Annotated in this window: 12 protein-coding genes; 7 read left to right on the plus strand and 5 right to left on the minus strand. The window is 52.1% G+C overall.

Annotated elements, in window-relative coordinates:
* Window positions 1-50: 50 nt before the first annotated feature.
* From ACFQZE_RS20645 to ACFQZE_RS20665, 5 genes are all read left to right on the plus strand, one after another.
* Window positions 51-1,076 carry a GNAT family N-acetyltransferase gene (locus tag ACFQZE_RS20645; RefSeq protein WP_379360582.1) on the plus strand — a complete coding sequence of 342 codons (1,026 nt, stop codon included), beginning with the start codon at window positions 51-53 and terminating at the stop codon, window positions 1,074-1,076.
* A complete protein-coding gene (locus ACFQZE_RS20650; protein ID WP_379360584.1) occupies window positions 1,069-1,776 on the plus strand; it encodes a PIG-L deacetylase family protein in 708 nt (235 codons plus the stop codon). The genes ACFQZE_RS20645 and ACFQZE_RS20650 overlap by 8 nt, the downstream gene beginning before the upstream one ends.
* Window positions 1,777-1,800: 24 nt before the next feature.
* On the plus strand, window positions 1,801-2,940 hold the full coding sequence (locus ACFQZE_RS20655; protein ID WP_379360586.1) for an exo-beta-N-acetylmuramidase NamZ family protein: 1,140 nt from the start codon (window positions 1,801-1,803) through the stop codon (window positions 2,938-2,940).
* A 23-nt stretch (window positions 2,941-2,963) separates the two neighbouring features.
* On the plus strand, window positions 2,964-3,881 hold the full coding sequence (locus tag ACFQZE_RS20660; protein ID WP_379360588.1) for an N-acetylglucosamine kinase: 918 nt from the start codon (window positions 2,964-2,966) through the stop codon (window positions 3,879-3,881).
* Window positions 3,882-3,946: 65 nt separating this feature from the next.
* On the plus strand, window positions 3,947-5,134 hold the full coding sequence (locus tag ACFQZE_RS20665) for an anhydro-N-acetylmuramic acid kinase (protein WP_379360590.1): 1,188 nt from the start codon (window positions 3,947-3,949) through the stop codon (window positions 5,132-5,134).
* A gap of 253 nt (window positions 5,135-5,387) precedes the next feature.
* Here ACFQZE_RS20665 and ACFQZE_RS20670 read toward each other — a convergent pair whose 3' ends face one another.
* The gene (locus ACFQZE_RS20670; RefSeq protein WP_379360781.1) at window positions 5,388-6,167 is read right to left on the minus strand and encodes a hypothetical protein; all 780 of its coding nucleotides are present in this window, start codon (window positions 6,165-6,167) and stop codon (window positions 5,388-5,390) included.
* A gap of 229 nt (window positions 6,168-6,396) precedes the next feature.
* Window positions 6,397-6,963 carry a beta-class carbonic anhydrase gene (locus ACFQZE_RS20675; RefSeq protein ID WP_379360592.1) on the minus strand — a complete coding sequence of 189 codons (567 nt, stop codon included), beginning with the start codon at window positions 6,961-6,963 and terminating at the stop codon, window positions 6,397-6,399.
* Window positions 6,964-7,189: 226 nt separating this feature from the next.
* Between ACFQZE_RS20675 and ACFQZE_RS20680 the strand changes: the two genes are divergently transcribed.
* The gene (locus ACFQZE_RS20680) at window positions 7,190-7,624 is read left to right on the plus strand and encodes an SRPBCC family protein (RefSeq protein WP_379360594.1); all 435 of its coding nucleotides are present in this window, start codon (window positions 7,190-7,192) and stop codon (window positions 7,622-7,624) included.
* 1 nt (window position 7,625) lies between these two features.
* Window positions 7,626-7,949: an ArsR/SmtB family transcription factor gene (locus tag ACFQZE_RS20685; protein ID WP_379360596.1), complete on the plus strand. Its 324-nt coding sequence runs from the start codon at window positions 7,626-7,628 to the stop codon at window positions 7,947-7,949.
* Window positions 7,950-8,048: 99 nt separating this feature from the next.
* Here ACFQZE_RS20685 and ACFQZE_RS20690 read toward each other — a convergent pair whose 3' ends face one another.
* The 3 genes from ACFQZE_RS20690 to ACFQZE_RS20700 all read right to left on the minus strand — a co-directional run bounded on the left by ACFQZE_RS20690 (window position 8,049) and on the right by ACFQZE_RS20700 (window position 12,001).
* Window positions 8,049-8,891, minus strand: coding sequence for a 1,4-dihydroxy-6-naphtoate synthase (locus ACFQZE_RS20690; RefSeq protein ID WP_379360775.1), 843 nt, complete (start codon window positions 8,889-8,891; stop codon window positions 8,049-8,051).
* Between the two features lie 91 nt (window positions 8,892-8,982).
* Window positions 8,983-9,669: a futalosine hydrolase gene (locus ACFQZE_RS20695; RefSeq protein WP_379360598.1), complete on the minus strand. Its 687-nt coding sequence runs from the start codon at window positions 9,667-9,669 to the stop codon at window positions 8,983-8,985.
* A gap of 43 nt (window positions 9,670-9,712) precedes the next feature.
* Window positions 9,713-12,001: a PAS domain S-box protein gene (locus tag ACFQZE_RS20700; RefSeq protein WP_379360600.1), complete on the minus strand. Its 2,289-nt coding sequence runs from the start codon at window positions 11,999-12,001 to the stop codon at window positions 9,713-9,715.
* Between the last annotated feature and the right edge of the window lie 32 nt (window positions 12,002-12,033).

Below are 12,033 nucleotides of genomic sequence, written 5' to 3' on the forward strand. Positions count from 1 at the left end.
GTTTCCATGGTAGCGGCTTGGCAAGTCGAAGGAGGGAGCGGGGGATAGGCATGATTGTGCAATGGGATGATCGGTATAAAATGGGGACTATCGAGCTTTGGAATACAGTGGCGGTGAAGGACGGCTATAAAGAAATGACGGAGGAAAGCTTTGACCGCATCATCGCTGGTAATCCGCATTTCGATCCCGCTTGCACGTTTATATGGATGGAAGAGGGAGCTGTCACCGGCTTCGCGTGCGGCTGTACGGGAGATGAATTACCGCTTGGCGAGAGGGCGGGATATATAACGGCGATTATTCTAAAAGAAGATGCCGGGACTGTCCGCGACATCCGTTTCGGCCTTTTGCTGGACGCTTTGGAGTCCCGGTTCAGAGAGCTGGGGAAAACGCAATCGGATGTTTTGTTTTTTAACCCAATGCAGCTGCCTTGGTACATTCCGGGAACGGACCGTCACGAACACAACAATGCCCCTGGGGTTCCGGCGGGAAGCGCGCTGCATCATTTTTTGCTGGGCCGGGGGTACGCGGAGCGGGCCGTTCAATGCGCGATGTATTTGCCGCTTGGGGATTTTAAAGTGCCGGAGAGCGTTGTGGAAAAAGAACGAGTGGGCGCGGAGCAAGGATATACGGTTGGTTTGCTAGGCTCGGCGGAGCCGGCAGTCGTTAGGAAAAGTGCGGGTGCCGAAGAGCAGGCGGAGCTTGAGCTGGACGCTTTGCTAGAAGCGCTCGACAACCCGCTTTGGAAACGAGAAGTTTCGGCGGCGGCCGAAGCTGGCGTGCCCGTCGTCATTGCCGCATTTCGCGGAAAGTCGGTTGGCTTCGCGGGTCCCGTTATTCGCCAGCTAAGCGGCAGAGGCTATTTTGCCGGAATCGGCGTACATCCTGCCCATGAAGGGCATGGCCTTGGTTCAAGCTTGTTTTTCCGGCTTTGCGAAGCGTTTCAATCGATCGGAACGGACTATATGTCTCTTTATACAGGAAGCGAAAATCCCGCCAAGCGCATTTATGAAAAAGCCGGCTTTCGCACAGTCAAAACATTCGCTACGATGAGAAGGGAGCTTTCCAGTCATGAGTGAAAGAGAACCGATCACGATTTTGGGGATAGGCGCGCATGTAGGAGATGTGGAGCTGGTAGCCGGAGGCGTGCTCGCCAGCCATTATTTGAAAGGCGACAAAATTGCGACGCTCGCCCTAACTGCCGGGGAGAGAGGCGTGCCGGAAGGACAAGACGTTCACGAATACCGGGAGCAAAAAATTCGCGAGGCGCATACGTTTGCGGGAATGCTTGGAGGGGAAGCCCGCGTATTCGAAATCCCGGACGGCGAAGTTCCAGACGATCAGGCCATCCGGCTGCGCGTTTGCGACGTCATTCGTGAACTAAAGCCCACTATCATTATTACGCATCATCGGAACAGCATGCACAAAGACCACGCGACGACTCATCGCATCGTCAATGACGCCCGTTTTTTCGCAGGCTTGCGGGCCATGGAGCGGGAGCATCAGCCTCATTTTGCCCCAAAGCTTTATTACGGAGAAAATTGGGAGGACGCGGTCGACTACGTGCCTTATGTGTACGTCGATTTTAATCAGGAAGCATTCGATTTGTGGATTAAGGCTCTGTCGACGCATTGGTTTGTGACCGGCAGCAAATCGTTTAATTATATGGATTATTATAAGTCGTTGGCGAGAGTGCGCGGACTTGAGGCGAGGAAGGAATATGCGGAGACGTTTATGATTCCGGCGGAAACGATGCGTCTGCGCCAGTCTGAGCTGTAACAGGGACAGGAGGCAAAGAGTGCGATGATTTTAAACGGAATTGACCGGATATCGGAATACGAGCCGTTGTTCCGGGGGAAGCGGATTGGCCTTATTACGTCCCCGACAGGGCTGTCGGCTGAGTTTCGGTCTACGATTGATATTTTGCACGAGCGCTTTGGGCTGTCGGCTCTGTTCTCGCCCGAGCATGGAGTGAGAGGAGATATGGCGGCGGGGGCTTTGGTGGATACGTATGAAGATCCGGCTACCGGGGTCCCGGTGTACAGCCTTTACCGCAAAGATTCCAAACGGCTTTCCAAACAAATGCTGGATGCCGTCGATATCGTCGTTTACGATATTCAAGACGTCGGAACTCGTTATTATACGTTTATATACACGATGCTTTTTGCTCTGGAGGATTGCGCCGGGGCGGGCAAACCTTTTGTTGTGCTGGATCGGTACAATCCGCTGGACGGAAACACGGTCGAAGGCAATGTGCTGAAGGAGAAATACTCTTCTTTTGTCGGCAACTATCCTCTGGCTGTGCGGTATGGTCTTACCGGGGGAGAAGTGGCTGTGATGGCAAACGAAGAGCGAGGCTGGAACGCGGAGCTGCATGTCATCAAATGCGAGGGCTGGAGTAGGGAGATGACTTTCTCCGATACGGGCAAGGTGTGGATTCCGCCTTCGATGGGCATTCCGCGTTTCCATATCGCGTTGCTGTATCCCGGCACCTGTTTGTTCGAAGGAACAAACTTGTCGGAGGGGCGAGGTACGACAGCGCCGTTTGAAATGATCGGGGCTCCGTTTGTGGATTCCGAGCTGCTGGCCCGCGAAATGAACGGGCAGAAGCTGCCGGGCGTACATTTCCGGCCTGTCTTTTTTAAGCCAACCTTCTCCAAACATGAGGGAGAGCTGTGCGGAGGCGTCTATGTCCATGTGCTGGATGAAAAAGCTGTTCGGCCTGTGGAGCTGGGGGTCCGGCTTTTGTTTACCGTCCAAAGGCTGTTCGAGCCATTTGCCTTTCTCCCCCCGGTGAAGGAAAACGGCAGGCCGTTTATTGATTTGCTTGGAGGAGACAACGTTTATCGCGACGAATCGGTGAACGTTTCGGAGCTGCTGGAGCAGTTCCGCGAAGAAAGCCGGCTATTTGCGGTTCGGAAAAAACGGTTTCACCTTTATTAACAACAAAAGTCGGAGTGATGGATATGAGATACGTAGCAGGGCTGGACGGCGGCGGGACAAAAACGGCGGTAACCGTAGCTGACGAAAATGGCGGAGTCCTTCATACCTTCACGGTGGGTCCCTTAAATTACAACGGACAGGATGAAACTAGCGTGCGTGCCGCCCTTTCGGAGGCTTGCGCCGTTATCGATGGGGCACTTGCGGGAGGGCTTGCCGCTTGCGCGGCCATTTGTGTCGGAGCGGCGGGTATTAGCAATCCCGTTGTAGGCGGATTGTTGACGGACGGTATGCGAAGCGGCGGCTTTGGCGGCGAGCTTGTCCTTGGTGGAGATCACGAAACGGCACTGTGCGGAGCGCATTCCGGGCTATACGGAGCTATTTTGATCGCGGGAACCGGTTCGATTGCTTATGGGCGCCATTCATCGGGCATGACCAAACGTGTAGGCGGCTATGGCCATCTCATCGACGATGAAGGCAGCGGCTACAGCATCGGTAGGGATTTGCTGGCGGCGGTTGTGCGTGCGGCGGACGGTCGCGAACCGAACACGGCTATTACAGAGCTTGTATATGATCGCTTAGGTTTGACGAGCGTGCCCGAACTTATAGGTTATGTGTATGACAAGGCGAGAAGCAAAAAGGAAATCGCCGCTTTGGCTCCACTGCTATCCGAGGCATGCGAAGCTGGCGATAGAGTCGCACAGCGCATTGTACGGAAAAATGCGGATGCGCTTGCGGAGATGGCATCGTCGCTAGTCGAGCAATTGGATATGCGGGATGGGGAAATCGCTTTGCTGGGGAGCGTGCTTACTGAAAACAGGCAAATGCGCTCCACTTTCATAGAGCGTGTGGCATGGAGACAGCCTTTACTTCGCTGTATCGAGCCGAAGCGGGACGCTTCTTATGGAGCGGTGCTGCTCGCCTTGGAGAAGCTTCGCGGCTAACGTCTGGCACGATTCGTTGCACGCTTAAACTAGGCATTCAACTACATGGGTGGGGGTGATGGCGCATGCTCGCTTGGTCAACAGGAAAGTCGGCCGTCATTGGCATTGGATTGATGTCGGGAACTTCGCTTGACGGGGTCGATGCCGCTGTCGTTGAAATCGAAGGGAACGGCCGGGAATCCAAAGTGCGGCTGCTTCACTATTACACAAGGCCATACGGCGATGAGCTTCGCAACAAAATAAAGGAGCTTTGCGATCCGGCGGCCTCCGGCGTCTCTGCCATTTGCGGCATGAACGCTTATTTGGGAGAAGTATTTGCAGAAGCGGCTATAGAAGGCGCGCGCGAAGCCGGATTGCCGATGGAGCAAATTGATTTTGTAAGCTCCCATGGCCAGACGATCTGGCATATGCCCAACGCTTCATCGGCCGATCCGTTTGAGCCGAGTTCAACTTTGCAAATAGGGGACTTGTCCGTCATCGCCAAACGGACGGGATGTTTAACCGTAGGCGATTTCCGGCCTGCGGATATGGCTGTAGGCGGTCAAGGAGCCCCGCTTGTCCCCTATGGAGATTTGATTTTATTTGGCGATTCCGCAAAAGGAAGACTGCTGCAAAATATCGGCGGAATCGGCAATTGTACTGCTATCCCTGCCGGAGCCGGAGTGAGCGATATTTTTGCTTTTGATACGGGGCCTGGCAATATGATCATAGATCAAGTGGTGTTCACCTTAACGGATGGCCGGATGAGCTATGACGCGGAAGGGGCTTGGGCCGCGCTTGGGGAACCGGATGAGGAATGGCTGGACGAGCTGATGGAACATCCTTATTTCCGGATGCCGCCGCCTAAGTCGACGGGCAGAGAGCTGTTTGGGGCGGAGTATACAAGGGGATTTCTTGTTCGGGCTGCGGAGCGCGGGCTTGAAGCCGCGGATATAATCGCAACGGCGACGGCGTTTACCGCCTATTCGATTGCACAAGCATGCAGGGAGCTGGTTATGCCGCGAAGCCGGATAGATGAGCTGATCGTTAGTGGCGGCGGGGCGCATAACCGTACATTGATGGCGATGCTTCAGCGTCAGCTGCCAGAGCTGCAGCTGACGACCTCCGGATCGCTTGGACTTGCGGACGATGCCAAAGAGGCGGTTATCTTTGCGCTGCTCGGCCATGACTGCTTAAGGGGCATTTCGAATAACGTACCGTCAGCGACGGGGGCTTCAAGACCAACGGTAATGGGCAAACTGGCTTTTCCGTAAGCAAGGATACAAAAATTTGTGGACGTGAAAATAATAAGGATGTTTTAAAAACGATCGCCAATCTAACTGCCGGACAAGAAGTGGAAGTCACGTGAATGTTTCCGAGTGATCATTTGACGAAAGCTGTTCAAGTGATCACATAGGATAAGAAAGCCGGCAATGGAGCTGCCGGCTTTTTTTGTACGGGATTTTTTTAATGCATAGTTATTAAATAGAGTTTAATCCACATGGGATTTATATCTCATGAAGTTTCTTAATTCGTGGAAGACGCCTGCTCATAAGGAGGGGTGATGCCTCCGCTGTCTTTAGAAAGCATGCTGTGCCGATCTACGATATACGTGTACCACCGCTCGCCGCTTTCGTTTTCCTTGCTCCATTCCTCGGTAAAAGTCACTTCGTATTTTTCCTCCCCTACCGGTTGGACGGCGGTTTCTTTGGTCACCCAATATCCTTGAATGTCCGCTGTCTCCATTCCGACATGCTTAGGGAAAGAATCAATGACCGTGTCTTTGCTTGAGGTGGCGAATTTAACCGCTGCCGCTTGGTCAAAAGCAGGGAGGGGCGCTGCATTCGACTGCCAAAACAGTCCCGAAACCGTAATGACGGCAATCGGAAGTAAAAAAGCTCCGGTTACGACCGCATTTCGCAGCTTCAGCTTCAGTAGCGACACCAGAAGTCTATCGATCAAAAAGTAAACGAGAGCGCTTGCCCCGCAAAGCAGTACGAATCCCCATATGCGGAAGGGCAATGCAAATAGCATTCCGAAGATCATATGCCCCGCGGCCATCAACAGCCAATTTAGAGTCCGATTAGAGACCCAGCGCTTTGCTGCCAGCTCGACTCCAATAGAGACCAGCGATCCGTATACAAATACAACGGGAAAAACATATAGGCTCAAAAACGATAAAGATTGAAATAGATCCTCGAAAGTTGTAGAAAGCGATTGTCCATCAAACAACGTAAAGTGCAGGACGTAATAAATGACAGTGGCAAAAGACGCGAGGTAACCGGCAATCGATTTTCTCAGCAGCATAGTTCCTAGACCTCCTCTTCGTTTGTCGGAGTTAGATGTCATTAGTCATTAAAGCTATCTTTGAGTAGAGCAGTTTTCAAAAAAGTTATGTTTCCAATAGTATACCTACTCCGAGAAGGAATGGAGCGAGAAAGTTTGACAAAAAAAGAACACCGCTCCAGCCCAGTTCAAATGGGATGAGACGGCGCAGTTCATGGTAGATAAACACTATTGCGGGAAAGAGATAATTCTATTCCTCCCGGTAATCCTCCACGATCACTTCAAGCTCTCCAGTAACGGGATCGATAACGAAGCCGTGAACAGGGATCGCTTTTGGGAAAAGGGGATGGTTGCGAATCATACGCACGCTGTGCATAACCCCTTCTTCGGAGCTGCTGAAGCTTTTTAGAAACTTCTCCATCTTAATGCCCGCGTGTTCAAGCGTCTCTACGGCGAGCGGGTCGATGCCATGAGCGGGAAATTTGTCGATCATCGATTTGGCGTCAAGGTTGGTCATGCCGCAGCCGTGATGGCCGATCACGAGCACCTCGCGCGCTCCAAGCTCGTATACGGCGATAAGAATGCTGCGCATGGCGCTCCCAAAAGGCTGAGTCAAAATAGCTCCTGCATTTTTAATAAACTTGGCATCGCCGTTTCGCAAATTTAAAGCTTTGGGCAGCAATTCCACGAGCCTTGTATCCATACAAGTAAGAATGGCGATCTTTTTTTCCGGAAACTTGTCCGTTAAATAAGCCTCGTATTGTTTTTCTTGAACAAATTTTTTATTAAACGAGACCAATTGAGGAACGATAGACATGGGAAAACCTCCTTATAAATATGCGCTTGTCCAGCGCGGATCCACTTTTTTTATCTATTATTCCCGTAAAACGCGTTTGCGTCAAATGAAGGTATTGTTGACACGAAACCTTAAGGTGTCATATAATCCTGAATATGAAACCAAATGGTTTCGTAATTTCGGATGGACATACAATCTACTATTCAGTTTTTGCTTGCAAATTTAACCTAAACGGAGGACAAATACGATGACAAACTCTAATGAACAACAAAGTGGACCATTGGAGGACGTGGTCAAAAAGGTAACGATCAAAGCGCCGATCGCTAAAGTGTGGGATGCCGTTGCAACGGCAGAAGGAATCGCGGCATGGTTTATGCCAAACGATTTTCAGCCGGTATTGGGACATGAGTTTCATTTGAATGCAGGACCTTTCGGACAGTCTCCATGCAAGGTGCTGGAGCTTGTTCCGCCTCATCGCTTGTCCTTTTCTTGGGACAAGGATTGGACGGTTTCATTTGTCCTTGAGGAGACGGACGGCGGGACGCTCTTTACTCTGACCCACGCGGGCTGGAACGCCGATACGGCGACGGCTTTTAGCGAGAAGCATTCAGTTGTACGGGAGCGCATGGCTGGCGGCTGGGTAGGTATTTTGAACAAATTAGTACAGGTTGTAGAGGACTAGAATGGGCGAGCTGCAAAAGCATGATGTATTTCAAGCGATTGCCGATCCGACCCGGAGGAAGCTGCTTCATTTGCTCAGCGACAGCGGTGAGCTGCCCGTAACGGCCATTAGCGGGCAATTTCCGATTAGCCGAACTGCGGTGTCCAAGCATTTGCGCATTTTGGCGGAAGCGGGGCTTGTGAAGGACAGGAAGGTCGGACGCGAGACGCGCTACCGGCTTGATGCCGAACCGCTGAGGGAGCTGGAGAAATGGCTCTCCTATTACGAGAGGTACTGGGAGAACAAGCTTTCCGCTTTGCAGCGTTATGTGGAAGACAACAGTTAAACGAAGAGGTCAAAAAAAAAAAAATCCCGGTTGGCGCCGGGGCTGCCCGCCAGTCATTAGGCGGGGGCTCCGAGGGCCGAACGGGATTTTTCGTATAGATTAGCCCCTCAACAAGCTAAGGTCGAATGCGGGAACGAGTCCTAATGAGGCAGCCCGGCCAAGCAGCGATTCAACCGCGCCGTACCCGTCGTTGCCGAGGTCGCGGCTGAAGTCGTTTACGTACAGTCCAATGTGCGATTTCGCCACTTCAGGAGACATTTCTTGTGCAAAAGCCATTACGTAAGAGGCCGATGCTTCCGGCTGATTCCAAGCGTAATCAAGCGAAGAGCGAATCCATGCGCTAATGGAATCGGCGTCAAGCGACCGACGGGCAATAATGGCGCCAAGCGGAATTGGCAGGCCAGTGTCCTCTTCCCACCAGCTTCCCAAATCGGCGAGCAGCTTCAGTCCATAGTCCGGGTAAGTGAATCGAGCCTCATGGATGACTAATCCGGCATCGATGCGGCCTTCTTGAACAGCGGGCATAATTTCATGGAAAGGCATGACAACGATTTCGCCTACTCCGCCCGGCACTTGCTGTTCGGCCCATAACCGAAATAGCAAATAAGCGGTTGACCGGTCGCTTGGCACTGCAACCCGCTTGCCGGACAATGAAGCGCCGTTCGCCTCAGTCCCGCCGCCGTTGCCAGTCAGAACAAGCGGGCCGCAGCCTCTGCCGAGCGCGCCGCCGCATGGAAGCAGCCGATAATCGGACAGCACCCAAGGCAAGGCGGCATAGGAAATTTTCATGACCTCGGGGCCTTCGAGCCCAGCAGCCCAATAATTCGTTTTGTCGATATCGGCATAAGTGACGTTTAATTTAGGGGCGCCTGGCACAAGTCCATGCGCCCACGCATGGAAAATAAAAGTATCGTTGGGGCAAGGGGAATAGGCGATGTTCAGATTGTTGGTTATTTCCGTCATGGTTCGTCTGCCTCCTCCAGTTGAAATTCAATAGATCGTCGTTAGAAGCAATTGTTGGGGCGTCCTGGTTCTATTTTAAGCCAAGGGCAAGCGCCCGACTAGCGGCTTCCAAAGCCTTCAGCGCGTCTCCAATCCGCCAAGCGGCCCGGTCACGCGGGCCAACCGGGTTGGAAATCGCGCGAAGTTCAGTAGCGGGGACTCCCATACGAGCTGCCGCTGCTGCAACGCCATGGCCTTCCATTCCTTCCGCCGCCGCACCGGGTACCACTTTCTCTCTTAAGGCCGCGGTATGAGCCGTTCCGGTCGCGGTGGTGACGGTTATAATCGGGGCGTGGACGGCGCTTATTCCGCTTGCGGTTAACGCTCTCCCTATTTGAACATTCCATACGTCGCTAACGGGAGCAGCCGCAGTGCCGAATCCCAATTCATCGAGGGAAATAAAACCGTCAGGAGATTCCGCGCCAAGATCAGCCGCTACAATGGAAGTAGCAAGGACAAGTCCGCCTACTTGGACACGCTCGGCAAAACCTCCCCCGATTCCCGCACTAATGACCGCAGCATAGGGGATGGATGCGAGCGCAAGCGCCGCCGCCGTCCCAGCAGCCGCGGCAGCGGGACCGACTCCCACTGCAATGGCATCTATTCCTTTATTAGCAGCACCGGCTTGTTCCAGCCCTCTTCGTACGGCATCACGTTCCGCTTCGACCGCCGTAACAATCAAAATACGTTTATTTTCATCTGATATTGAGCCAGACATAAAATGACCCCTTTAAATTTGGTTGCCGCCGTTTCTCGAACCGCTATTCCAGCTCTTCGTCTGAGTCGGTTTCGAGGGGCAGACGAATTTCGACGCATGTTCCTATGCCGATCTCGCTGCTGTAGGTCATGCTTCCTTTATGATTGACTATAATTTGTTGGCATACCATAATGCCAAGCCCGTTGCCACCGTCTTTTTTCGTAAAAAATGGCTCGCCTAGCCTCTTTAAATCGTCCTCTGTAATTCCGTAGCCCGTATCTATGAACCGAATGGCGATTTCGTTTTCGCCTAACCTATCCAGCTCAATGACAAGCTGCCCTCCATCGGGCATAGCTTCCATCCCGTTTTTGACGATGTTGACAAATACTTGCTTGAGCTGATTGGCTACGCCGTCCATCTCTGGAATATCGGCCAATTTGGAAACGGACAGGGCGACATGGCTCATTCTGGCTACAGGGTCCATCAGCATCACAATGTCGGAGATTAGCTCGTCGACGCGAAGCGCGCTTTTGCATATGGCTTGAGGCTTTGCCAAAACGAGAAACTCGCTCACAATCATATTGATTTGATCGAGCTCGGAGAGCATGATGTCCAGATACGTCTCGGACAAGCGCCCCGTCTGCTTATGCAGCTGTACAAATCCCCGCAAAGTGGTCAGCGGATTTCTCACCTCATGCGCAACTCCGGCGGCTAACTGGCCTACAACGGCAAGCTTTTCCGAACGCCGGATCATCTCTTCGGCTTGTTTCCGGGACGTAATATTGCGGGAAATCGCGGCAATGGCTACAATGCTGCCCTGTTCATCCCTAATGGCGGAAATGGTGATGCTGACATCAATGATATCCCCGTTTTTCGTATAGCGAGTCGTCTCATAATCCGTAACGGAGCCGCCGCGCAATACGGTTTGGATTAATCGGTCATATGCCGCCCGGTGCTGAGGAGGAAGATTCGGCAAGTGCCGACCGACCAGCTCAGCTTCCTTCCAGCCATAAATCGATTCAAATGCATTGTTGACTTGCATGATTCGCCCTTCCAAATCAATGACATGGATCGCATTGGAAGTATGTCTGAAAAACGACTCCAAGTATTGCTGGGTGCTCTGCAGCTCGCGAGCCGTATCTTTAAGCTGGGTCGTATAGTTGAGTAGGTTGACACCCATCGTGTTTACCCGGGCGGCGAGCAGGCCAAGCTCATCCTTATTGCGTATGGAAATCGTCGCGGAAAAGTCGCCTTCCGCAATGGAGTTGACCTTGTGAAAAATTTGGTTGAGCGAACGCAACATGTAACCGGCGATAAAATAACTGGCTACCATGGTGAGCAGGACAAGCGCTAGCGAAATGACGGAATGGGTAATCAATTCATGATACAGCGGCTTCTGGAGCGCCTTCATATCAAAGGCGACCCCGATTACGTAAGGTTTGTCCGTATGTATGGGAACAAAGCTTCGCATAACCCGCTCGCTCCCGGTCTCAAACGTTTCCGTTATCGTTTCTCCGGTTTCGAGAGCTTGCTTTATACTGGCTAAGTCCGACTCGACATTGCGGTATGTATAAGCCCCGAATGGAACGTCTCTAACGTCAAGATTGTAGACAGGTACACCCTTTTTCATTTTAATGATCGGTGCCGTGCCAAAATATTGCGGGTCAAAGCCCGAAATTTCCAGCAGCGAAGACTGCTGGGCAAGCAGCTTGTGAATTAAATCATTTGTTCCGTTTACCAAATCGTATTGAAAGTTTTTATCCGTATTTATAATCGTATTGATCATATAGTTGGTGCTGCCGTCGTAATAATAGCCCCACTTATTGATCAGCGTCGGATCGGAAGAGGCATAGTTGATTGGCCCCGTCCAATAATGTTTCATCGCCTTTCCTTGCGATACCGTTACGGGCTCCAGATCCAGCAGTTGGTGGAAGGCTTTGTCCCAATAATCCCATGTCTTGGAGCTTAACCCGATTTCCTCGGGATTCGACGATTGGACGGAGACGACTTCGCCGTCTATGCGCTGCCACAACGTAATATCGTCCAGCCCAAGATCGTTGCTCAGCTCTCTTAGCTGCTCATTGCTCACAAAGCGGATGTCGGGATTCAGCCTTTCTTCAGCTAAAATGGCCGCCAGCCGCAGCTTTTTCCCGAGCTCCAAGTCCATGGACCGCCGGGTGTTCTCCAGCGTCTCTAATGTCAGGACGAGCTGCCGGGCAATCGTTTCCGTCTGCTGCTCCTGTGCGACCTCTTGAGCCATTTGGGAAGATATATAGGAAGATGTAACGTTCAAAATTAGGATGATAGCCACGATGATGGAAATGGAGAAAGATAACTTGGCTTTTATGGACAAAAATTTCCCCCCGATCTCTAAGTTGTTTTCTA

The sequence above is a fragment of the Paenibacillus sp. GCM10027627 genome (assembly GCF_042675505.1).
Lineage (GTDB): Bacteria > Bacillota > Bacilli > Paenibacillales > Paenibacillaceae > Pristimantibacillus.

Bases quoted from the DNA above. Each gene is read 5' to 3' on its own strand.
- ACFQZE_RS20680 (WP_379360594.1), top strand. From the start codon at position 7,190: ATGACAAACTCTAATGAACAACAAAGTGGACCATTGGAGGACGTGGTC.
- ACFQZE_RS20675 (WP_379360592.1), bottom strand. From the start codon at position 6,963: ATGTCTATCGTTCCTCAATTGGTCTCGTTTAATAAAAAATTTGTTCAA.
- ACFQZE_RS20660 (WP_379360588.1), top strand. From the start codon at position 2,964: ATGAGATACGTAGCAGGGCTGGACGGCGGCGGGACAAAAACGGCGGTA.
- ACFQZE_RS20650 (WP_379360584.1), top strand. From the start codon at position 1,069: ATGAGTGAAAGAGAACCGATCACGATTTTGGGGATAGGCGCGCATGTA.
- ACFQZE_RS20655 (WP_379360586.1), top strand. From the start codon at position 1,801: ATGATTTTAAACGGAATTGACCGGATATCGGAATACGAGCCGTTGTTC.
- ACFQZE_RS20670 (WP_379360781.1), bottom strand. From the start codon at position 6,167: ATGCTGCTGAGAAAATCGATTGCCGGTTACCTCGCGTCTTTTGCCACT.
- ACFQZE_RS20665 (WP_379360590.1), top strand. From the start codon at position 3,947: ATGCTCGCTTGGTCAACAGGAAAGTCGGCCGTCATTGGCATTGGATTG.
- ACFQZE_RS20685 (WP_379360596.1), top strand. From the start codon at position 7,626: ATGGGCGAGCTGCAAAAGCATGATGTATTTCAAGCGATTGCCGATCCG.
- ACFQZE_RS20645 (WP_379360582.1), top strand. From the start codon at position 51: ATGATTGTGCAATGGGATGATCGGTATAAAATGGGGACTATCGAGCTT.
- ACFQZE_RS20695 (WP_379360598.1), bottom strand. From the start codon at position 9,669: ATGTCTGGCTCAATATCAGATGAAAATAAACGTATTTTGATTGTTACG.